Annotated in this window: 15 protein-coding genes; 8 read left to right on the top strand and 7 right to left on the bottom strand. The window is 73.0% G+C overall.

Annotated features, from left to right (window positions below):
* Positions 1 to 2: 2 nt before the first annotated feature.
* Positions 3 to 1,460 (bottom strand): LCP family protein, encoded by a 1,458-nt coding sequence (locus ACIBQ1_RS40010; RefSeq protein ID WP_397285261.1) that lies wholly within the window; start codon positions 1,458 to 1,460, stop codon positions 3 to 5.
* Positions 1,461 to 1,549: 89 nt separating this feature from the next.
* Between ACIBQ1_RS40010 and ACIBQ1_RS40005 the strand changes: the two genes are divergently transcribed.
* Together ACIBQ1_RS40005 and ACIBQ1_RS40000 are read left to right on the top strand one after the other, a co-directional pair.
* On the top strand, positions 1,550 to 2,443 hold the full coding sequence (locus ACIBQ1_RS40005; RefSeq protein WP_397285259.1) for a crotonase/enoyl-CoA hydratase family protein: 894 nt from the start codon (positions 1,550 to 1,552) through the stop codon (positions 2,441 to 2,443).
* 1 nt (position 2,444) lies between these two features.
* Entirely contained in the window at positions 2,445 to 3,380 is a 936-nt protein-coding gene (locus ACIBQ1_RS40000; RefSeq protein ID WP_397285257.1) for an alpha/beta hydrolase, read from the top strand.
* Here ACIBQ1_RS40000 and ACIBQ1_RS39995 read toward each other — a convergent pair.
* Positions 3,353 to 4,846 carry an alpha/beta hydrolase family protein gene (locus ACIBQ1_RS39995; RefSeq protein WP_397285255.1) on the bottom strand — a complete coding sequence of 498 codons (1,494 nt, stop codon included), beginning with the start codon at positions 4,844 to 4,846 and terminating at the stop codon, positions 3,353 to 3,355. The two genes, ACIBQ1_RS40000 and ACIBQ1_RS39995, sit on opposite strands and share 28 nt — an antisense overlap.
* A 107-nt stretch (positions 4,847 to 4,953) precedes the next feature.
* Here ACIBQ1_RS39995 and ACIBQ1_RS39990 point away from each other — a divergent pair, with 107 nt between their 5' ends.
* The 3 genes from ACIBQ1_RS39990 to ACIBQ1_RS39980 are packed head-to-tail and all read left to right on the top strand — an operon-like array spanning position 4,954 to position 10,669.
* Complete coding sequence (locus tag ACIBQ1_RS39990) at positions 4,954 to 6,096, top strand: exonuclease SbcCD subunit D (protein ID WP_397285253.1); 1,143 nt, start codon at positions 4,954 to 4,956, stop codon at positions 6,094 to 6,096.
* The gene (locus ACIBQ1_RS39985; protein WP_397285251.1) at positions 6,097 to 9,720 is read left to right on the top strand and encodes an AAA family ATPase; all 3,624 of its coding nucleotides are present in this window, start codon (positions 6,097 to 6,099) and stop codon (positions 9,718 to 9,720) included.
* 55 nt (positions 9,721 to 9,775) lie between these two features.
* Positions 9,776 to 10,669 (top strand): NAD-dependent epimerase/dehydratase family protein, encoded by an 894-nt coding sequence (locus ACIBQ1_RS39980; protein WP_397285248.1) that lies wholly within the window; start codon positions 9,776 to 9,778, stop codon positions 10,667 to 10,669.
* Between the two features lie 44 nt (positions 10,670 to 10,713).
* Here the strand turns inward: ACIBQ1_RS39980 and ACIBQ1_RS39975 are convergent, their stop codons facing one another.
* Positions 10,714 to 11,367 (bottom strand): HAD family hydrolase, encoded by a 654-nt coding sequence (locus tag ACIBQ1_RS39975; protein ID WP_397285246.1) that lies wholly within the window; start codon positions 11,365 to 11,367, stop codon positions 10,714 to 10,716.
* Positions 11,368 to 11,453: 86 nt separating this feature from the next.
* Here ACIBQ1_RS39975 and ACIBQ1_RS39970 point away from each other — a divergent pair, with 86 nt between their 5' ends.
* Positions 11,454 to 12,743: an MFS transporter gene (locus ACIBQ1_RS39970; protein WP_397285244.1), complete on the top strand. Its 1,290-nt coding sequence runs from the start codon at positions 11,454 to 11,456 to the stop codon at positions 12,741 to 12,743.
* A 52-nt stretch (positions 12,744 to 12,795) separates the two neighbouring features.
* A complete protein-coding gene (locus ACIBQ1_RS39965) occupies positions 12,796 to 13,404 on the top strand; it encodes a TetR family transcriptional regulator (RefSeq protein ID WP_397285242.1) in 609 nt (202 codons plus the stop codon).
* A gap of 174 nt (positions 13,405 to 13,578) precedes the next feature.
* On the opposite strand, the gene ACIBQ1_RS39960 is transcribed toward ACIBQ1_RS39965, so the two are convergent.
* Positions 13,579 to 14,799 carry a LeuA family protein gene (locus ACIBQ1_RS39960; RefSeq protein WP_397285240.1) on the bottom strand — a complete coding sequence of 407 codons (1,221 nt, stop codon included), beginning with the start codon at positions 14,797 to 14,799 and terminating at the stop codon, positions 13,579 to 13,581.
* A gap of 82 nt (positions 14,800 to 14,881) precedes the next feature.
* Between ACIBQ1_RS39960 and ACIBQ1_RS39955 the strand changes: the two genes are divergently transcribed.
* Positions 14,882 to 16,231: a citrate synthase gene (locus ACIBQ1_RS39955; RefSeq protein WP_397285239.1), complete on the top strand. Its 1,350-nt coding sequence runs from the start codon at positions 14,882 to 14,884 to the stop codon at positions 16,229 to 16,231.
* Here ACIBQ1_RS39955 and ACIBQ1_RS39950 read toward each other — a convergent pair.
* The 3 genes from ACIBQ1_RS39950 to ACIBQ1_RS39940 form a co-directional block, all read right to left on the bottom strand.
* Complete coding sequence (locus ACIBQ1_RS39950; protein ID WP_397285237.1) at positions 16,224 to 19,598, bottom strand: chromosome partitioning protein ParA; 3,375 nt, start codon at positions 19,596 to 19,598, stop codon at positions 16,224 to 16,226. The genes ACIBQ1_RS39955 and ACIBQ1_RS39950 overlap by 8 nt on opposite strands.
* 66 nt (positions 19,599 to 19,664) lie before the next feature.
* Positions 19,665 to 21,062: a hypothetical protein gene (locus ACIBQ1_RS39945; protein ID WP_397285235.1), complete on the bottom strand. Its 1,398-nt coding sequence runs from the start codon at positions 21,060 to 21,062 to the stop codon at positions 19,665 to 19,667.
* Positions 21,062 to 22,258: a hypothetical protein gene (locus ACIBQ1_RS39940; protein WP_397285233.1), complete on the bottom strand. Its 1,197-nt coding sequence runs from the start codon at positions 22,256 to 22,258 to the stop codon at positions 21,062 to 21,064. Before ACIBQ1_RS39940 ends, ACIBQ1_RS39945 begins: the two co-directional genes overlap by 1 nt.
* Between the last annotated feature and the right edge of the window lie 2 nt (positions 22,259 to 22,260).

Raw genomic sequence — 22,260 nt, 5'->3', positions numbered from 1 at the left:
GCTCAGAGCGCGCCGTCGCAGCCCTCCGTGATGCCCCTGGCCGGGTTCTTCGCCGGGTTCTGCGCCGGGTTCTGCGTGGCTCGCTTGGCGCCCGCCGTCCTCTTGGGGGAAGGGTCGGCGGAGGCGCTGGCGGCGACGGGCGGGTTCGTGCCGCCCGAGTCCCGCAGCGCCTTCGCCGCGACGGTGCGGATCTTCTCCCAGTCGGGATAGCCGGTGTTGATCAGCGGCGGCACGAACTGCACGCTTGTCACCTTGGCGCCCTTGACCTTCAGCGCCAGCGGCACCAGGTTCTTGAGCATGTTCCGCGGGATGTCGGTCCTGATCAGCTCCTTGGTGGCCAGCGCGATGCGGTTGAACCGGAGCAGCACCGTCGCCGGGTCCGCCTGGCTGAGCAGCGCGCCGAGCACGCAGCGCTGGCGGCGCATCCGGGTGAAGTCATCGCTGAACGTGCGCGAGCGGGCGTACCACATGGCGTCGGCGCCCTTGAGCTTGCGCGTGCCGGCCTTGACCAGGCCCTCGTTGTACTTGCCGAACACCACGTCCTTCTCGACGGTGATCGTGATGCCGCCGATGGCGTCGATGAGCCGGGCGAAGCCCCACATGTTGACCAGGGCGTACCAGTCGACCTTGACCCCGAGGGTGTAACCGATCGTGTCCATCAGCACCCTGGGGCCCTGGCGCTGCCTGCCGCCGAAGATCTCCGGGTGCGCGTCGGCGTACTCCCAGACGCTGTTGAGCAGGTCGCTGCGCCCGCCGCCGGGGTCGGCCGGCAGGCGGAAGCCGTTGGGGAAGTGCTGCGCCATCGGCGTGCCGGGGCGGAAGCGCACGTTCTCCAGGTTGCGCGGCAGGCTGAACAGCACGGTGTTGCCGGTCTTCACATCGACGCTGGCCAGGTTCATGCTGTCGGTGCGGACGCCGATCCGGTTGTCGTCGGCGTCGCCGCCCAGCAGCAGGATGTTGACCCGCTGGCGGCCCGCCCACGGGTCCTCCGGCCGCTCCGCGGCCCCGTTGGACTGCGGGGTGTCGGGCGGGGTCTCCTGGAAGATGTCGTTGACCGTGCTCTGCGCGGTCCACACGTACTGCGCGACCACGCCGAACGGCAGCACCACCGCGACGGCGAGCAGCCCCGCCAGCGTCCCGGTGATGATCTGCCCGCCTTGTGGCAGCCGCCCCGGCCGCAGCACGATGAACGAGTGCACGATCACGGCGAACCAGGCCACCCCGAGCACGGCGGCGCCCACGACGATCGTCGTCATCCGCTCGACGAGCATGCCCACGACGCTGTCGGTCGTCAGCGCGAAGGCGAGCAGCGCCAGGATGCCCACGACGTAGCAGGAGATCAGGACGAGGCCGGTCTTGCGCCAACCGGCGCGCAGATGGGCCGCCCCGGGCGCCAGTGCCGCCAGCACCAGCCATCCGAGGACCGCTCCGGCGCTCGAGGGTTCCTTTGCCTGCCGCACGCCTTCCCCGTTTCCCCGATTTTCAACCCTAGGCCTCTTACAGAGGCGGCAGCCTACGCACTCAATACGAAATATGTCTTTATCGGAGGATGAACATCAGTAGCCGAACAGACTTCACCGAGATCGAGTACCAGGTCACCGACCAGATCGCCACGGTCACATTGAACCGTCCGGAGCGGCTGAACGCCTTCACCTTTGCGATGCGGAGGGAGTTGATCGAGGCGTTCGACCGGGCGGACGCCGACGACGGGGTGCGCGCGGTGGTGGTCACCGGCGCGGGCCGCGCCTTCTGCGCCGGGGCGGACCTGAGCGGCGGCGCAGACACCTTCGCGCATGGTGAGCGCCCCGAGTCGGTGGGCGGGGAGCTGGTGGACGGCGTGCCGCGCGACGGCGGCGGCACGGTCGCGCTCAGGATCGCCCGCTCGCTCAAGCCGGTCATCGCCGCGATCAACGGCCCCGCCGTGGGCGTCGGGGTGACGATGACGCTGCCCATGGACGTCCGGCTGGCCTCGGCGGAGGCCAGGTTCGGGTTCGTGTTCGCGCGGCGCGGCATCGTCACCGAGGCCGCGTCGAGCTGGTTCCTGCCCAGGATCGCCGGCATCGCCCAGGCCATGGAATGGGCCGCGACCGGCCGGGTCTTCCCCGCCTCCGAGGCGCTCGAAGGGCGGCTGGTCTCGCGGGTGTATCCGCCGGACGAACTGCTGCCGGCGGCGTACGCGCTGGCCCGCGAGATCGCCGGCAACACCTCGGCCGTCTCCGTGGCCGCCATCCGCAGGCTGATGTGGTCGGGCCTGTCGGCGTCCTCCCCGTGGGAGGCGCACGCGGCCGACTCGCGCATCATGGCCGAGCTGGGCGGCGCGCCCGACACGGTCGAGGGGGTGACGGCGTTCCTGGAGAAGCGGCCGGCGGACTTTCCGATGCGGGTGAGCGAGGACCTGCCGGCCGGTGTCCCGTCATGGCCGGACAATCCATATGGTGTCTAGCATGTACGAGATCACCGTGCTGCAGCTGCCGGACGACTTCGAGGGCGAGGTCGTCGCGACGCTGGTCTCCAGGAAGACGGGATCCCGCAGGGCGGTGCTCTACCTGCACGGGTTCACCGACTACTTCTTCCAGGACCACCTCGCCGACCACTACGTCGAGCGCGGCATCGACTTCTACGCCCTCGACCTGCGCAAATACGGGCGTTCGCTGCTGCCGCACCAGACCAGGGGCCTGATCAGGAGCGTCACCGACTACTTCCCCGAGATCGACGAGGCCGTCCGCGTCATCAGGCGGGACCACGACGAGCTGACGATCAACGCCCACTCGACCGGCGGCCTCGTCGCCTCCCTGTGGGCTGATCGGGTCCGCGGGCGGGGGCTGGTGCAGGGGATGGCGCTCAACAGCCCGTTCTTCGACCTGAACGTGCCCACCCCGCTCCGGCTGGCCGCCGACCTGTTCAAGACGCCCCTGTCGTACACGCGATGGGCGCTCCCGCTGGGGATGAGCACCGTCTACGGGCAGACGCTGCACCGCAGCGAGGGCGGTGAGTGGGACTACGACCTGGAGCTCAAGCCGCTGGGCGGCTTCTCCGTGCACGCCATGTGGCTGGCCGCCATCCGCCGGGCGCAGCGGCGGCTGCACGCGGGGCTCGCGGTCGACGTGCCGGTCCTCGTGCTGGCCTCCAGCAACGGGCTCCGGGTACGCGACCTCGTCCCGGAGGCCCGCTCGGCGGACATCGTGCTCGATCCCCAGCACATCGCCCGCTGGTCCACCTCGGTCGGCCCGCACGTCACCTGCGTGCGCATCCAGGACGGCCTGCACGACCTGGTGCTGTCGGCCGAGCCGGCGCGCAAGCAGGTCTTCGCCGAGCTGGACCGCTGGATGAACGCCTTCGTCCACCAGCAGGACTACCAGGGGAAGGAGAACAACCCGTAGTAGGCCGCGGCCACCAGGAGCAGCCCCGTGCCGCCCAGCACGCCCGCGACCGCGACGTGCTGCCAGCGGCCGGGCCGCATGCCCTCGCGCAGGGCCGACACGAACGCCGCCACGGCCGTCACCTCCTGGATCAGCATGAGCACCGCGAGGAGCCGCACGACCAGCCAGCCCGCCAGCACGGCCGGCCAGGCGCCCGCCTGGTTGACCGAGAACAGCACCAGCAACATGATGAACGCGACCACCGAGGCCAGCAGGCCCAGGCCCGTCCAGACCATCCGGCTGAGCCGGCGCCTGATCGGGGGCCACAGCCTGGCGTTCGTCTCGACGGGGACGTGGGGGCGGCCGCGCAGGCGTACGACCATGGCGGCGACCGGGCCCGCCACGTAGCCGACGGCGGCCAGGCAGATCGTCAGCCCCAGCATCGTGCCGCCCGCGTACCAGGGGGCGGCCGGCACGTCGCTGGCCTCGAACCGCTGCACCGGCGTGGCGCCAGCCATGTGCAGGGCGGGCCGCGCGGTGCCGGGCAGGCCGGTGATCCAGTTGGCCAGGGTCTCGAGGTAGCCCTTGGTGAAGGGGCCGCCGTTCACCCGCATGGCGTGGTCGCCCTTGGCCATGAAGCGGATGGTGTAGTCGTCGTTGCCCGCTTTGTTCATGCCCTTGATGAGCGCCTGGGTGGACTCGACGAACGGGATCGAAGGGTCGGTGGTGCCGTAGAACGCCAGAACTGGCTGCTTGATCCCGTTTAATGCCGGCTGCGCGTCGTATCGGAGGAAGTTGAAGCCGACCCCGCCCATGGCCCTGGTCAGCAGGTCGCGGGCGCCGATCGGGGCCCGCAGCCGGAGCAGCTGCTCGTTCAGCGCCCAGGCGACCTGGCGGAGCGGGGAGACGTTCGGGGACGACACCAGGATCACGAACCCCACCGCCGTGCTCTTCGCCGCGGCGATCGGCAGCACCCAGCCGCCCTCGCTGACCCCCCACAGGCCGATGCGCGCCGGATCGACCTCGGGGCGCGTGCGCAGCAGCTCCACCATGCGCAGGGCGTCGTCGGCGAGCAGCGAGAAGTCACGGTGGCGGAAGTTGTAGCCGATCGTGCGCTTGTCGAACGCGATCGTCACCACGCCCGCCTTGGCCAGGAACTCCGCCTGCGGCGTGAACTCCGTCCGCGACCCGTTGCCCGACCCCGACACGAACACCATCGCCGGATGCCGCCCAGGCGTCAGCGGCACCCGGAGCGTTCCGTCCAGGCGCTGGCCCTCCGCCGCGACGGAGATCTCCTCCCTGCGGACGGGATCGACCGCCACCACCGGGCGCAGCTCGCTCGGCGGCTGCGCCGGGATCGTCTGGAAGGCTGGATCCACCTTGAGCGGCGGCGGGTCGAACGCGGGCGGCAGCACGTATCCGACCGTTGCGAGAGCCACCAGCACCAGGCCGGCGGCGACGCTCAAGGCGCCACGGCCACTGCGCATCGGCCTCCCCATGTGCGTTGGTTTGCCCGCCGATCTTCTAGCCTACTCCCGGCCCGCGGGACAGATGAGGCCGCATTTGTCGGTGAGAACTGTTAGCTTCCTGCGACATGCGGATCCTGCACACCTCGGACTGGCATCTGGGGCGCTCGTTCCATCGCGAGAGCCTGCTCTCGGCCCAGGCGGCATACGTCGATCACCTGGTGGAGACGGTGCGGGCGGAGCAGGTCGACGTGGTGGCGATCGCGGGCGACGTCTACGACCGGGCGCTGCCGCCGGTCGACGCGGTCGCGCTGCTGGACGACGCGCTCGGGCGGCTGCGCGCGGCGGGGGCGCGGGTGGTGCTGATCAGCGGCAACCACGACTCGGCGCTGCGGCTGCGCTTCGGCTCGGCCCTCTTCGAGTCCGCGGGGGTGCACGTGCGCACCTCGCCCGACCTCGCCTGGGAGCCGGTGCTGGTCGACGGCGTGGCCTTCTACGGCATCCCCTACCTGGAGCCCGAGCTGGTCCGCCACGCCTGGGAGCTGCCCGACCGGAGCCACACGGCCGCCATCACGTACGCGATGGACCGCGTCAGGGCCGACGCCGCCCGCCACCGCGCCTCGGTGGTGCTGTCGCACTGCTTCGTCGTCGGGGGCCGGGCCAGCGACAGCGAGCGCGACATCAGCGTGGGCGGGGTGGCCCACGTTCCGCTGTCGGCCTTCGACGGGGTGTCCTATGTGGCGCTGGGCCACCTGCACGGGCGGCAGCGCATGTCGGAGACGGTGCGTTACTCGGGGTCGCCGCTGGCGTACTCGTTCTCGGAGGTCGGCCACGTCAAGGGCTCGTGGCTGGTCACGCTCGGCCCCGGGGCGGTGGACCCGGAGGCGGTGGACCCGGGGGCGGTGGACTTCGTGCCGGCGCCTGTGCCCCGGCCCGTGGGGCGGCTGCGGGGCGAGCTGGAGGAGCTGCTGACCTCTCCCCGGCACACCCCGTACGAGGACCACTGGCTTCACGTCACCCTCACCGACGCCATCCGCCCCAAGTCCGCCATGGACCGGCTGCGCGCCCGCTTCCCGCACACCCTCGCCCTCGCCTTCGACCCGGTCGGCGCGGTGCCCACCGCCGCGCCCGTACGGCTGAGCGGGCGGCCCGAGGCGGAGGTGGCCCTCGATTTCGTCAGGGAAGTGCGCGGCGAGCCTGCCGCACGTGACGAGGAAGACCTGCTAAGACAGGCCATCGAGGCGTCGAGGGTGAAGGAGACGATGGCATAGATGCGGCCGCACCGGCTCACGCTGACGGCGTTCGGGTCGTTCCCGGGCACCGAGACGGTCGACTTCGACGCGCTGGCCGAGGCGGGCCTGTTCCTGATCCAGGGGCCCACGGGGGCGGGCAAGACCACGATCCTCGACGCGCTCTGCTTCGGCCTCTTCGGTCAGGTTCCCGACCAGCAGCGCAACGACGCCCGCAGCCTCCGCTGCGACCACGCCCCGCCCACGGCCGGGCCCTCGGTCACGCTGGAGGTGTCCATCCGCGGGCGGTTACTCCGCATCCAGCGTTCGCCGTCCTGGCAGCGGCCCAAGCTGCGCGGGACGGGGTTCACCGAGGAGAAGCCCAAGGTCGTCGTCTCGGAGCGGCACGGGCCCGACTGGCAGGGGCTGACGACCCGGCTCGACGAGGCGGGCGATCTCATCGGCGGGCTCCTGGGCATGAACGCCGCCCAGTTCTGCCAGGTCGCGATGTTGCCCCAGGGCAGTTTCGCCAGGTTCCTGCGGGCCGAGGGGGAGGATCGGCGCAAGCTGCTGGAGCGGCTGTTCTCGGTCAAGGTCTTCACCCAGGCGGAGTCGTGGCTGGCCGAGCACCGCAAGCTGGCCTTCCGCGAGGCGCAGGAGCTCCGGCAGGAGGTCGACTTCGCCGTCCAGCGGGTCGAGGAGGCGGCGGGTGACGACCTGGACGGGGCCTTCGAGCCCGAGGACGATCCCCTGCGGTGGGCGGGGGCGCTGCTCGACGCCGCGCGGGCCGTCGTGGGCCGGGCGAGCCAGGAGCACGAGGAGGCCGGGGAGGCCGCGCGTTCGGCGCGGCTGCGGTTCGAGCGGGCCGCCGCGCTGGCCGACCGGCAGCGCCGGCACGCCGAGGCGCTCACCACGCGCCGCACCCTCGACGAGCGGGCTGACGAACGGGCCGACCTGCAGGCCATCCTCGACGACGCCGCCAGGGCCGATCGCGTGCTGCCGCTCGTCACGGCGGTCAGGCAGCGCTCGGAGGCCGCCGCCAAGGCGCGCGCCCTGGCCGCCGACGCCCTCGCCCGAGCCCGCCCCCTCCTCGCCAGGCAGACGTCGGGCACCACCGCCCCCTCTCCGGGCGGCTCCATTTGGGGCGGTTCGTCCGGCGACATCTCCGTGCCCGGCGCCCGTTCGGCGGGCGATCCGTCGGCGGCCGAGCTGGCCGGGCTGGAGCGGGAGCGGCAGGCCGAGATCGCGCGGCTGTCGGAGCTGCTCACCGAGGAGGCCCGGCTGTCGGTGGTCCGGCGTGACCTGTTGCGCGTGGAGGAGGAGCTGGCCGGGCTGGTCGGCACCGACGAGGTGGTAGGAGCGCGGCTGGCCGCCCTGCCCGCCCTCATCGAGCAGGCCGAGGGCAGGCTGGCCGAGGCGCGCATGGACGCCGCCAGGATCCCGGCCGCGCAGGCCGTGCGCGACGCCGCCGCCCACCTGATCGAGATCGACGACGAGCTGGCCAGGCTGGCGGCGGAGCTCGACGCGCTGGCACAGCGCGAGGCCGAGGTGTCCGCCGCCGAGGCCGAGCTGCCCGAGCGGATCGCCGACGCGGGCGCGGCCCTCAGCGAGGTGCAGGCGCAGGCGGCGGCCATCCCCGCGGCGTCCGCGGGCCTCGACGCCGCCAGGGCCGCGCTGGAGAGCGCCCACCGCCGCGAGGCGCTGGCCGCCGAGCTGGAGGCGGCCGCCGCCGCGCACCAGGCGCTCGTGGACCACGCCCAGTCGCTCCGCGAACGCTGGCTCGACCTGCGCCAGGCCCGCATCGACGGCATGGCGGCTGAGCTGGCCCGCGACCTGTCCGACGGCCGGCCCTGCGCGGTCTGCGGCTCCGACCACCACCCCCACCCCGCCTCCCCGGCCCCCAGCGCGCCCTCGGCCGACGACGAGCACGAGGCCGAGAGCGCCCACGAAGCCGCTCTGGCCCAGCGCGAGGCCGCCGAACGGGGCCTCGCCGCCCTGGAGTCCCGGCACGCCGACGCGGTCGAGGCCACCGGGGGCCTGGACGTCGGGACGGCCGAGGCGCAGGTGCTGGGGGCGGAGCAGGAGCTGGCCCGTCTCCAGACGGTGGCCGACCGCGAGCCCGCCCTGGCCGCGGCGCTCGAACGCGTCGAGATCGAGCGCGAACTCGTCAGGGACCGGTCCAGGGAGATCGCCGAGACCCTCGCCGGGCATCGCGCCCACCGCACCCACCTGGAGTCCGAACGCACCCGCCTCATCCAGACGGCCCTGCTCACCGCAGACCCGCAGTCAGCTCGGATGGACGGGCCGACCGCCGTTCCCGCGCCCTTGGACGGTCCGGCCGCTGTGCCCGCGCCCTTGGACGGGACGGCCGCGCTCAGCGGGGGCCCTGGGGCTGCCCGCTTGGACGGGCCGGCGGTGCTGGCGCGGGCCGAGCGCGAGTTGCGCAGGCTGCGGGCGTCGGCCGGCGGGGAGCAGGTGCTGGCGCGGGAGGCGGCGGCGCTCAACCGGGAGCGGCTGGAGCTGGAGGAGCAGGGACGGCGGGTCACGGCGCGGCTGGCGGCGTGCCGCACCCGGCACGAGGAGCTGAGCGGGGACGCCGGGCGGCTCAGTGCCCGGCTGGACGCGGCGCGGGGCGACGACCCCACCCTGACCGCGCGCCTGTCGAGGCTGCACGACGAGGCCGAGCTGCTGCGGGAGGCCCTGGAGGCCACGCAGGCGGCGGTGGCGGCGTGCGACGAGCTGACCAGGGCCCGGCGGGCCGCGGAGGAGGCGGCGACCGAGGCCGGGTTCGCGGACGTGCCGGAGGCGGAGGCGGCGTACCGGAGCCCGGCGGAGCGGGAGCGCAGGGCCGAGGCGCTGCGGCGGCTGGACGACGAGCACGCCGCCGTCACGAGCGTCCTGGCCGACCCCGAGCTGATCGCGGCCGCCGCGGCGCCCGCGCCCGACCTGGCCTCGGCCGGGAACGAGCGCGACCGGCTGGAGGAGGCGCGCACGAGGCTGTCGAGCGCGCGCGACCGGGCCGTGGCCCGGGCGGAGCGGCTGGCGGAGCTGCACGGCGAGCTGGCCGGCCGCATCGAGCGCTGGCGCCCGGCGGCCGAGCGGCACCGGCTGGCCGAGCGCATGGCGTCCCTGGCCAGCGGCACGTCCGGCGACAACCAGTGGAGCATGAGCCTGTCGTCGTTCGTGCTGGGGGAGCGGTTGCGGCAGGTGGTGGACGCCGCGAACGAACGGCTCGACCACATGTCGGCCGGCCGCTACCTGCTGCGCCACGACCTGCGCAAGACGGCCGGGTCCCGGGGGCGCTCCGGGGGCGGGCTGGGGCTGCGGGTGGCCGACGGGTGGACCGGCGTCGACCGCGACCCGGCCACGCTGTCCGGCGGTGAAAGCTTCATCACGTCACTGGCGCTGGCGCTGGGGCTGGCGGACGTCGTCACGGCCGAGGCCGGGGGCACGGAGCTGGGCACGCTCTTCGTGGACGAGGGCTTCGGCACCCTCGACGAGGACACCCTCGACGGCGTGCTGGACATCCTCGACGGGCTGCGCGACGGAGGGCGGGCCGTGGGCATCGTCAGCCACGTCGCCGAGCTGCGGTCGAGGATCACGGCGCAGCTCAAGGTCACCAAGACCCGCACCGGGTCCAAGGTGTCGCTGGCGGGGGTGGGCTGAGCGGCGGCGACGGCGCGATCTCGCGTAGATTGCTCCCCACCGAACCCGTGAAGGAGTGGAGCCCATGCGCGTCGTCGTCACCGGAGCCCATGGCAAGGTCGGCCGTGCGGCCGTCAAGGCGCTGGCCGAGGCCGGTCACGAGGTGACCGGCGTGGATCTCACCCGCCCGGTCTGGGAGCGGCACGAGGCCGGCGAGCCCGCCTACAAGCAGGCCGAGCTGACCGACGCCGGGCAGGCGTTCGCCGTGGTGCACGGGGCCGACGCGGTCGTGCACGCCGCGGCCATCCCCGACCCCACGGCCAACGCGCCGCACGTGGTCTTCCAGAACAACCTGATGGCCACGTTCAACATACTCGAGGCGGCGGTCCGCCTGGGCGTCCCCCGCTTCGTGAACATCTCCAGCGAGACCGTCCCCGGCTACTTCTTCGCCGATCGCCCCTTCCTGCCCGACTACGCGCCGGTGGACGAGGAGCACCCGGCCCGGCCGCAGGACCCGTATGCGCTGTCCAAGCACTTCGGCGAGCAGCTCATGGACGCCGCGGTGCGCCGCTCCGACATCAGGTGCATCTCGCTGCGGCCGAGCTGGGTGCAGCACGAGGGCAACTACGAGCGCAACATCGGCCCGCAGGTCCGCGACGCCTCCGTGATCGGCGCGGGGCTGTGGAGCTACACCGACGTGTACGACCTCGCGGACGCGATCGTCCTGGCCGTCGAGTCGGACCTGCCCGGCCACGAGGTGTTCTACATCGCCGCGCCCGACAACGCGGGCAGTCACGACTTCGCCGCGGTGCTGCGGGAGCACTACGGCGACAAGATCGAGCTGCGGCCGCTGTCCCGCCCGGACTCCTCGGGCATCTCGTGCGACAAGGCCCACCGCCTGCTGGGCTGGGCCCCGAAGCGGTCGTGGCGCGACTACCTGGACGAGAACGGGCGCACCCGCCAGGGCTGACAACGCAGGCCGTTGCCCGGGTGGGACCCGCCCGGGCAATGGCCTCATGGAGTGTCGCCGTCCTCGCGTTCGAGAGAGCCGATCAGCTCCGGCAGCGTGGCCGGGTCGTGGAACAGGGTGGCGCCCAGGCCGGCGAGCCGGACGGTCGGGATGAGGCCGCCGGCGAAGGCCAGGCAGCGCATGCCCGCGCGCATCGCCGCGGTCACCCCGAACGGGCTGTCCTCCACCACCACGCACCGCTCAGGATCGACCCCCATCGTGGCCGCCGCGTGCAGGAACAGGTCCGGCTCCGGCTTGCCCCTGGCGACGTCCTCGGCGCTGAACACCCGCCCGTCGAACCGCCCCGCCAGCCCCGTCAGCTCCAGGTTGTGGCGGATCACGCTGTGCCGGCCGTTCGAGGCCACGCAGCTCGGCACGGTGAGCCGGTCGAGCGCCTCCACGATGCCCTCGACGGCGCACAGCTCGGCCTTGACCGCCGCCGTGTACTCGGCTCTGAGCTGCTCGCGCCAGCCCGGCGGCGTCTCGCCCACCTGCTCGTTCCAGTATTCGTTCGTGCAGCCCACGAACCGCTCGATGTACTCCGTCTCGTCAATCGGCCAGCCCAGCCGGCGCAGCGCCGCCGTGCCCACGCGTACGGAGATCGGCTCGCTGTCCACGAGCACCCCGTCGCAGTCGAAGATGACAAGATCGACAGCCAAACCCGTTCCTTTCGGAAGTGTCTTTTCGCAGGTGATAGCTTCTTCGTATCGCTTCACAAGACGCTATTCCGCATAATGAGACAAATATGACAACGTCCCCCCAGATCGCCGCCCCCAGCCGGTCAAGGATCGCGGTCGCCAGCCTCGTGGGCACGGCGATCGAGTTCTACGATTTTTACATCTATGGCACCGCGGCGGCGCTGGTGCTCAACACCGCGTTCTTCCCCGGCATGGATCCGGTGGCGGGCAGCCTGGCGTCGTTCTCGACCTTCGCGGTGGCGTTCCTGTCGCGCCCGCTCGGCTCGGCCCTGTTCGGCCACTGGGGCGACCGGATCGGCCGCAAGTCCATGCTCGTGGTGTCGCTGCTGGTGATGGGCCTGTCCACGGTCGCGATCGGGCTGCTGCCCGGCTACGCGGCCATCGGCGTGATCGCGCCCGTGCTGCTGGTGCTGCTGAGGTTCACGCAGGGCATCGGGCTCGGGGGCGAGTGGGGCGGCGCGGCGCTGCTGGCCACCGAGCACGCGCCGCCCGGCAAGCGCGGGCTGTACGCGATGTTCCCGCAGCTCGGCCCGTCGGTCGGGTTCATCGTGGCCAACGGCCTGTTCCTCGTGCTCGGGGAGGTGCTCAGCGACGGGCAGTTCGGGGCATGGGGGTGGCGGCTGCCGTTCGTGGCGAGCCTGCTGCTGGTGATCGTCGGCCTGTACGTACGGCTCAAGATCTCCGAGACGCCGGTCTTCCAGGCGGCCATGGACCAGCAGCGGATCGCCAAGGTGCCGTTCGCCGGCCTCATGCGGCACCAGTGGCGGCGCGTGCTGCTCGGCGCCGGCGCCATGACCGTCGCCTACACGCTCTTCTACACGGCCACCACCTACTGCCTGGCGTACGGCACCAGCGCGCTCAAGATCCCGAAGACCACCATGCTCGGCCTGACCCTGGTCGGGGTCGTGTTCATGGCCGCGGGCACGGTGGCCTCCGCACTGGTCTCCGACCGGCTGGGCCGCCGCCGCACCCTGCTCGCCGGGACGGGCCTGGCCGTGGTGTGGGGGCTGGTGATGTTCCCGCTGATGGAGACCCGGTCCGTGTTCCTGGTCGGCCTGGCGCTGGCGGGGGCGCTCGGCCTGATGGGGCTGGTCTTCGGGCCGATGGGCGCGTACCTGCCGGAGCTCTTCAAGACCCAGTTCCGCTACAGCGGCGCCTCGGTCGCCTACAGCCTGGGCGGGGTGCTCGGCGGCGCGGTGCCGCCCCTGGTGGCCACCGGTCTGCAGGCCGGCGGCGTGGGCGTGGTGGGCGTCGGCGCGTACGTCTCCGCGATGGCCCTGCTGAGCCTGCTCTGCCTGCTCGCCCTCCCCGAGACGGGCGACGACACCCTCGTGTGACACCGCGCGAGCTGATTTTTTCTGATCACGCAAGATTGACTATGCTCCGCGCATGGGGTTGAGAGAGCAGAAGAAGCGCGACACCCGGATCGCGCTGAGCTGGGCGGCGATCAGGCTCACCGCCGAGCACGGCTTCGACAACGTCAAAGTGGAGGACATCGCCGCGGAGGTCGGCGTCTCCCCCCGCACGTTCAACAACTACTTCTCCAGCAAGGCCGAGGCGATCGCCGCCCGTCACTTCGAGCGCGCGGCCCGGATCGCGGACGAGTTGCGTGCCCGCCCGTCCGGAGAGCCTCTATGGGAGGCGATCGGCAACGCGGTGCTCATCGGGGCGCCGCTGGACACCGAGGCCGAGGACTCCCAGCCCGACGCCCGTTGGGTGGAAGGGGTCCGGCTGATGGCCGAGCACCCGGCGCTGCGGGGCGAGTTCCTCAAGGCGGCCATGGACGCCGAGCAGGAACTGGCCGCCGCCGTGGCCGAACGCACCGGCACCGACCTCGATCGCGACCTCTATCCCCGGCTGGTGGCGGGCACGGTCAGCGCCGCCATCACCGCCTCGACGGATCTGTGGCTGCGCATCGACCCGCCGAAACCGTACGGCGAGCTGCTCCGGGACGCCCTCGATCAAGTGGCGAAGGGCCTTCCCGCACCTCCCTCCTGACCTCCATGCCGGCCACCGTCGCTGGACGGCGCCGCTTGGACGTGGCTGAACCTGCCGCTGGCCGCGACCTGGCTGCCCGCCATCCGGGTCGGCGGGGTGACGGGACCCTGCTGATCTACGAGCCGGCCTGACCATCCGGCTTCCCGGAGGCCGGGGCGCCGGCGGCGTCCGTCCTCACGCGGCCTCGTAGCCGGGGAACAGCAGGGACAGCTCGCGCGGATACGCGGCGATCAGGCGGAGCTCGTCGTCCGTGAGGGGGCGGCCGGTCATGGCGTTGCAGAGCTGCACCAGCCGGAACGCCAGGTCCTCCTCGCCGGCCTCCACGCCCAGCCCGTCCATGACGTGCCGGAAGCCCGCCTTGCCGCCGTACTCGCCGGTCAGCACCACCCGGCCGTCCCGCGCGTGCCAGTCCTCGGGGAAGGGGCCCAGCGTGGCCTCGTCGTACAGCTCGTAGTTGCCGTGGTCCTTGAGCGCGCCGTCGGCGTGGATGCCGCTCTCGTGCGCGAACGCGTTGCGCCCCACCCCGACCTGGTTGTACGGCAGCGGCTGCCCGAACGCGTAACCGGCCCACAGACTGAACCTGCGGGCCCATGACAGGTCGAGGGCGTCGCCGATCTCCGCGTCGAGCCCGAAGCCGTGCTTGAAGGCCAGGATGGTCGAGAGCAGGTCGGCGTTGCCGGAGCGCTCGCCGATGCCGTTCACGCACGTGTTGATCCACGCGTCCTGCTCCGCGTCGAGGTCGCCGAGGGCGCCGGAGACGGAGTTGGCCACGGCCATGCCCAGGTCGTTGTGGCAGTGGGTCTCGACCGGCATCGCGGTGGCGGCGGCCAGCTTGGCGAAGCGCTCGCGGATCCGGTCGGGCGTGTCGCCGCCGATCGTGTCGCAGTAACGCACCCGGTCGGCGCCCGCCTGCTTGGCCGCCAGCGCGAACTCCAGCAGGAACCCGTCGTCCGTCCTCGACCCGTCCTCGGCGTTGACCCCGACGGTCTCGGCACCCGCGGCCTTGGCCGTGCGCACGGCGGCCGTCATCTCCCTGACGATCGCGTCCCTGTCCAGCCGGCCCCGGAACTTGTTCTGGATCATGTAGTCGGACGTCGAGATGGACAGGTTGTAGTGCTTGAGCCCGAGCGGGGCCGCCTTCTCCACGTCCTGCGGCACGCCCCGGCACCAGCCCGACAGCCGCAACCCGCCGAACGCCCCCGCCTCGGCCAGCGCCACCTGCGCCTTGACGTACGGGACCTCGTGGAACAGGAAGGGGAACCCGATCTCGGACTGCGCCACGCCGAGCTTGGCCAGATAGAAGTTGACCATGGTCTTGCCGAACTTCGACAGGCCGGTGCGCGCGGTCTGCACGCCGTCCCGGTTGGTCACATCGAGGAAGTGAACTTTTGGCATGCCCTCACGTTGACACGCACTTTCAACGTGTATCAATATTGATTTTCATCAACTATTCGTCCGTTCGGAGGGGATCGCCGGCGTGGAGTGGATCGACGCGGCCACGGCGTCCGAGCGTCTTGGCGTCAAACCGGCCACCCTGTACGCGTACGTGAGCCGGGGGGTGCTGCAGCGGCGGCACAGCGAAGACGGGCGGCGCAGTCTCTTCTCGGCGGAGGAGATCGAGCGCCTCGCCCGCCGCGGCCGGCCGCGGAGCCAGCCGCCGGAGCTCGTCATCGAGTCGGCCATCACGGCCCTGGGCGTGGACCGGCCCCACTACCGGGGGCTCGACGCGCTCGGGCTGGCGCTCACCAGCGACTTCGAAACGGTCGCCGCCTGGCTCTGGACCGCCGACCCGACCGTCTGGCACCACCCACTCCCTGCGGCCCCTCCCACCCCGACGACCCCACCTCCACCCGCCGCGCGTCCGTCCGGAGGCGCGGCCGGGTCACATCCGTCGACGCGCACCCAAGACGGTGGGGCGATTGGCGGGGAAGTGGCGGGTGCCCGAGGGGGGCGGTTCCGGTGGGCTGAGCCGTGGCGGTGCGAGGCCGATGCGTTGCGAGCAGCCGTGACCGCCCAGCGCGGGCTCCCCGGCGACCTCCTGCCCCTTGACCGGCTGCAGGTCATCACCACGGTCCTCGGCGCCTCCGACTCCCTGCGCTACCAGCTCGACCCCGCCTCCGTGGCCGCCACCGGCCGCCGCCTGATCGCGGGCCTGGTCGATGCGCTCCCGCGGCTCAGCGAGCCCCAAGGCGACTCGATAGCCGAACGGCTCTGGTCCCGCCTGTGCCCGCGCCCCGCCGCCCCCGCTCTCCTGAACGCCGTCCAGGCCGCCCTGGTCCTGCTCGCCGACCACGAACTCGCCGCCTCCACCCTGGCCGCCAGGGTAGCCGCCTCCGCCAAGGCCGATCCGTACGCCGTCGTGCTGACCGGGCTCGGCGTGCTGGGCGGCCCGCTGCACGGCGGCGCGTCGTACGGCGCGGAACGCCTGCTCGCGGAGGTCACCGAGCCGCGCCAGGCCGCCCGGGCGATCACCGAGCGGGTACGTCGCGGCGAGCGCGTCCCCGGCTTCGGCCACAGCGTCTACAAGAACGGCGACGGGCGCGGCGCCCTCCTGCTCGACCTGGTCAAGGAGGCGGCGCCGGGGCACGAGCGGATCGCCGCCGGGGTGGCCGTCCTGGAGGAGATGCGCAGGCGCCACCTCCCGGAGCGCAACGTCGACTTCGCCCTCGCCACCCTCACCGCCGTGAGCGGCATGGTGAGCGGCGCGGGTGAGGCCATCTTCGCGGTGGCCAGGGTGGCGGGGTGGCTGGCGCACGCGATGGAGGAGTACGACCGGGGCGCCCTCCTCCGCCTGCGCGCCTCCTACACGGGCCCGCCCGTCAAGTGAGCGCCGCCGCCGTCCTGTCGACGTAGGCGGCCAGGGCGCGCACCCGGTCGGCGTGCTGGTCGTGCCCGACGATCACCGGCGGCTCGTTGTACGGCATCGCGTCCGACGACCGCCGCAGCTTGATGTACTGCCCGCAGGCGTCGATCGCGTACGGCTCCATGTCGTCCTGCAGCGCCCCGATCACCGTGATCCCGTACGTCTCCCCGATCCGCCTGAAGAGCGTGACCGCCTCCCTGCGGTGCTCCTTGCCGAGGTTGCGGCCCAGTTCGTCGAGAATGAGGCACAGGTGGCCGCCCCCGGAGGAGGCGATGGCCGCCGCGCACACGAGCTTGACGGCCTTCTCGTCCATGAGCGCGGTGTTGGCCCGCCGGTTGTAGGGCACGAACCCCTGCCCCTCGCCGCGCCGCCACTTCGGCGTCACCCGCCACTGCCAGCGCTGCTCGGGATCGGCCGGCGCGGGCGGCACCGGGAACTCCAGCGTCGCCCCGTAACCCCCGTACGACGTGTCGAGCTTCTCGAACTCCTCGGCCACCCGCGTGAGCCGCGCCTTGATCGCCGCTGTCAGCGCCGCCCGGTGCACGGCCGTCGACTGCGCCGCCTCCTCGGCGCCCCTGGCCGCCGCCGACAGGTCGCGCTGCCGGGACACGACCTGGGCTTCGATCTGGCGGCGCTGGTGCCGTTCGTACTCCTCCTGGCCCCGCAGGTAGGAGGCCAGCGCCCCGCACACCGCCGCGAACGTCGCCTGCTCCCGCGCCGTGCTCCCGCCCCGCTCGCTCAGCAGGAACCGCAGCTCCTCGGGAATCTCCGCGTCCTCCTCCGGGAACGTGTCGCGCAGGGCCTGGTCGAAGAGGCGTTCGGCGATCCGCCACCACTCCTCGGCCGCACGGGGCCGCTCCTCCTCGGGCAGCGCGTTCAGCCATTCGCGGGCCGTCTCGACCGTGCCGCCCCAGTCGGCGGCCAGCGCGTCGAGCTTGAGGCCGTCGCGTTCGGCGCCGACCCTGGCCTCCTGGTCGCGCGCCTGCGTCCGCTCGGCCTCGTGCCGGTGCCGCCGCCCCTCCAGGCGTTCGATCTCCATGTCCCTGGTCCTGGCCCGGAAGTCCAGCGCACCGGCGTGCCGCTCGGTCTCGGCCACCTTCGGCGACAGCTCCTCGATGGCCGCGTTCAGCTCGGTCAGCCTGGCCCGCCGCTCGCCCAGCTTCGCCTCCAGCTCGGCCAGGCGCACCCCGGCCCTGGCTCCCTCCAGCCGCCGCTGCGCCTCCGCGACGTCCTCCTCCCCGTCGCGCACGGCCTGCGCCGCCGTCTCCTGGACGTCCTTGGCCCGGTTGAGCCGCAGCTCGGCGGCCTTGATCCGCGCCTCCCGCCCGGTCGCCACCCCGTCGAACGCCCCCACGACGCTCACCCCGGCCGAACTGACCAGCACGGACCCGGGCAACTCGACCAGAGCGGCAGCGGCGGCGTCGAGCTGTGCGGCGTCCACGATCACCGCATGCTCGTTCGGCCACCCCCGCAATTCCCCCAACGACAGCTCAACCGACCGCCCACCGCCACCGCTCACCGCACCGCGACCAGCGCCCCGCCCGCCGTCGCTGTCGCCGTTCGCCGGTTCGCTTCCGGCGGCCTGACCGGCCGCCTCACCCGCACCGCCGTCGGGGGCCTTCCCGTAGCGTGCTTTGAGGGCGGCGCCGAGCGCCTCGGCGTCGCCCGGCCCGGAGGCGGCAGCGGTCGCCACAGGGGTGGCCGAGGTCGCCCCGGCGGCCCCGCGCAGTGCCCGGCCGCCGGGGGAGGACTGTGCCGGGGGCGTGTGGGCGGCGTCGCGGGCCTGCTCGGCCACGTCGAGGGCGTCCAGCAGGCCGGTCGCGCCGATGCCCGCCGCCGCCAGCATGTTGAGCTGGGCCGCCGCCGGACCGCCCTCGGCGTCGTCCAGTGCCGCCTGCGCCGAGGACACCTCTTGGTCGGCCACTCCGAGCGCCTTGAGCGCCTCGTTCAGCCGCAGCCGGACCTCCCGCAGCTCCCGCTCCGCCGTGGGCACATCACGCCCGTCCGCGAACCGGCGGGTCTCCTCCAACGCCGGGATCAGGCCGCGCAGCTCGTCGGCGGAGTTTTCGGCCACCGCGCGGTCGGCGTCCATCTTGGCCGCCCGCGCCTGCAGTGCCACCAGCTCCTTGCGGGCCTGCGAGACCTGCCTGTCGAGGGTGTCTTCCCGCAGCGTGCCGATCTCCGCCTTCACCATGGCGATCGCCTCGGCCGCGGCCTCACCGGCCGCGTGGTGGCGTTCCAGCTCGGCGGCCAGCGCCTCGTCCTTGCCCGCCGCATCGGCCAGCTTGCGCGCCTGCCTGCCACGCCAGCACCGCAGCGCGTCCGCCAGCCGGATCCTCGCCTGATCACGCCGGTCGAACGTGGTCAGCAGCGCCTTCGACTCCGTCTCGAACTCCGCCAGCCGTTCGGCCGCCTGCGCGGCGCGCACCCGCTTGGCGTGCTCGTCGCGGCGGGCCTCCCGCTCCTGCTCCAACTCGGCGTCCAGGCCCGTCAGGGCCGCGATGGCCTCGAAGACGCGTTCGGGGGAGATCTCGTTGAGCGGCTGGGAGAGCAGGTTGGTCGCGACCTTGCTGCGTACGGACGTGGACAGGAACGACACGCACCTGACCCGGTCGCCGTAGAGCACCTTGGTGAGGTCGCGTGCCACCACGTCGCGCCGCCCGGCCGACTTCGGCAGGGAGGCCCAGATCTCGTCGGCCCGCGCGACCCGTTCGGCCTCGGACTGGGAGGCCGCCAGATGCACCCCCTCCCGCCACCGGATCTCCAGGTGCGGCGCCTCCTGGTTGACCTTGAGCCACACGGTGAGCGCCCCGCCCGAGGTGTCGGGCACCTCGAACAGCTCGCCGCTCAGCTCGGCCCCGGCCACCTGGCTCTCCAGCTCGAACTCGCCGCCCTGGGCCACGTCGGCGGCTCTGGCGCGGTCCGGCGGGCCACCGTCCTGCGCGTCGGCCGGAGCCGCGTCGTCAGGGAGCCCGGGGGACGGCTCGTACGGGGCGAAGCCATCCATGCCGGGCGGGCCGAAGACGCCCACGATGTAGCCGTGGTCGGCGCTCGCCCACTGCCGGGATCCGGCGCCGCTGGCCAGCTCAGCGTTGAACAGCAGCTCCGACACCGCCTTGGCGCCCGAGGCGAACCGCCACTGCTCGTCCCCCAGCAACGCCGTGATCGAGGCGATGAACGACGACTTGCCCGCGCCGTTGGAGTCCTTGGGCCCGGCGCCCGCGACGACGATGAGCGTGCCGGGGACGGTGGGCACCGGATGGGTCGAGAGCCGCGAAATGTTGACCGCCTGCACAGCGATCAGCACCCGGTCCCCGACGACGTTCTCCATCTGCGACACCTGAAACCCCCGTAGTCCTTCCATCCGTCATGACGCTGAATTCGTGTGCCGTCGCGGTCACTTCGCCGACCTTCGGGCTCGTACGGCCGTCGCCAGCGGCGTGTTCGGCCCGGCCGCCAGGATCAGCTCCTCCTGCAACCGCCGCCGGGCCGCCGGAGTGAGCCGGTGGAACTGCGGCCCCGGCACGTAACCGCCCGCCTCCTCGCCGGCTTTGACCTGGCCCAGCAGCCCCGCGTGGCGCAACACCCGCAACGCCGCCTCCAGCTCGCCGATCGGCAGCTGGGTGTGGCGGCGCAGCTCGTCCACCGGCGTGGGGTGCGGCGACAACCACGAGTCCTCGGGCAGCAGCCCCTCGGCCCTGGGGATGGCGACGGAGTGCACCAGGACGAGCGCCAGCACGGCCCGCTCGCTCACCCCCAGCCGCGCCTCCGCGGCGCCCGCGCCCAGGGCCGCGTGCGTGGCTTCGCCCGGGGGGCCGTACATGGCCTCGTCCGTGACCGTGTGCGGGGCTTCGGTGATGGACGCCGCGAGTGCGGCGGATCGGGTGTCGTCGTAGCCCGAGGTCCAGCGGTCGCGGTGGTGGATGAGCGTACGGCCCCGCCTGGCCAGCATCTCGCTCAGCGTGTGGCGCAGCGCCGGGTCGCGCAGGGCGGCGAAGCGGACCTCCTGCACCGGCTCGGCGGCGTGCTCCACCACCATGAACGCCGCCACCAGCTCCGCCCGCCGCCGCTCGTCATAGCCCCCCAGCAGATCGTCGAACTCCGCGGACCCGCCCTCGACCCGGCCCCCGAAGCCCTCCGGATCGGGAGCGGCCTCGGCCGGGTGGGCGGCGGCCACGATGTCGGCGTCGGCGACCACGGTGAGCTCGGGACGTTCGGGCTCGGGCAGGCGGCGCACCAGCTCCTGCAACTGCGCGTGCGACTCGACCGGCCACAGCGCGCAGCGCGGGCCGAGGGTGACCACGCCGTCGTCCACGACGATCCACGCCGAGTCGTGCAGGCGCCGCATCGCGCCGATCGCCCAGTTGCGCATCAGGTCGTCGGTGCGGCCGATCAGCGCCCGGTACGTGTCGAGCACCAGCTCCACGGGCGCGGGCTCACCCGGCCACGGGTCCACGGACAGGTCCGTCCAGCAGCACTTGAGCACCGCCGCCAGCACCCGCCTGGTCTCGCCGGACCGCTCCACCGGTACGGGCGCGACCTGGTACTCCTCCAGCAGCGAAGGCGTGACCCCGTCCGGCCAGACCGGCAGCGCCTCCCCGGTGGCGTCGGGCCGCGTCAGTCGTATCATGCCCGGGGGCGCGGGCTCCCCGGCCGCCAGCCACAGCGCCCCACTCGACCGCACCCGGACGTGCGCGGCGGGCCCGTCAAGGGCACCCGCCCGAGCCTGCGTGCGGTCGGCTTCCACGTCCCCGCGTTCCGGGTGGTCGGGCCCTGGGTGGGTGGTGGTGGACATCAGGTGCGCTCCAAGTAGCCCTGGGAGAGCCAGGCCGGCTCGCGGTCCGGGTCGATCGTGAGCCCGTCGGACCACGCCAGCCGGTACGGCAGCTCAGGCCGCAGGTCCACCGTCGTCAGGTCGGCGAGCACGCGTCGCGCCGAGGGCCAGTCGGAGCCCAGCACGTCGGCCAGCGCCACCCGTGAGGCGTCGCCCAGCAGGGACTCCGCCACCTCCCGCAGCCGCTCCATGGCCGCGCTGAGCGAGGTGTCGAGCGAGTCGCCGGGACCGGGGTCGGGGAGGTTGGAACGCGGGGGAGTGGGCTGGGCGGGAGCGGGGCGAGGGGCCTCGTCGACGGCGCGGGCGATGGCGGCCGGATCGTGCCAGGGCGCCGGCGCGTCGAACACGAACCCGTCGAGCACCGCCGCCAGCTGCTCCCGCGACGCGGTCTGCGAGAACGTGCGCCACGTCTCCGTGGGCAGCAGCGTCAGGTTGCGGGTGGTGCCCGCCGAGTCGGCCAGGCGCCCGGCGGCGCGGCGCGAGGCGTCGCTGTAGGCGTAGATGGCCGCCCGCAGGTCGGTGCAGGTCCGGTCGAGCTCCGGCCACCGGGTCAGGATGGTGCCGTGCAGCCCCTGCGCGCGCCGGGCGATCTCCTCGGTGCCCCACAGCTTGGGCGCCTGCTCGCGCAGCTCCTCGATGGTGCCCGTGGTGAGCGTGATCAGCTCCAGCGCCCACAGCCGGAACGCCCGCGCCAGGTTGACCGCGCTCTGCCTGGCCTCCTCCATCGTCGTGCGCGGGTCGGCGACGTTGAGGTCTTCGAGCGCCAGCAGCCGGTGCATCTCCGACTGTCCGCCGTCGGACATCATCCGCCGGATGAACATCAGCCCGACGACGCTGGTGAACGAGGCCCGGTAACGCAGCTGGTTGGGCTTGGGGAACACCTCGCGGATGGCCCCGAGCCCCTTGAGCACCCGCAGCCGGTTGTCGAACTGGTCGCCCGGATAGGCCCGGCACGCGAAGCGCATCTGCTCGTGCGTCAGCCACTCCTCGCCCGCCTCCGCGAACGCCGAGAACAGCGTCTCGGCGATGTCGACCAGGGCAGGGTCGTCGACGACCGCGCCGCTGTCGCGCGCCAGCGCGGCGAACATCCGGCGGTAGGTCGACAGGACCGCCTCGTCGGTGAGGACGGCGTCGAGGGTCAGGGGCTGTTCGGACACGG

The sequence above is a fragment of the Nonomuraea sp. NPDC050153 genome, from assembly GCF_044460125.1.
Taxonomy (GTDB): Bacteria; Actinomycetota; Actinomycetes; order Streptosporangiales; family Streptosporangiaceae; genus Nonomuraea.
This window is presented reverse-complemented; position numbering and strand designations above follow the sequence as displayed.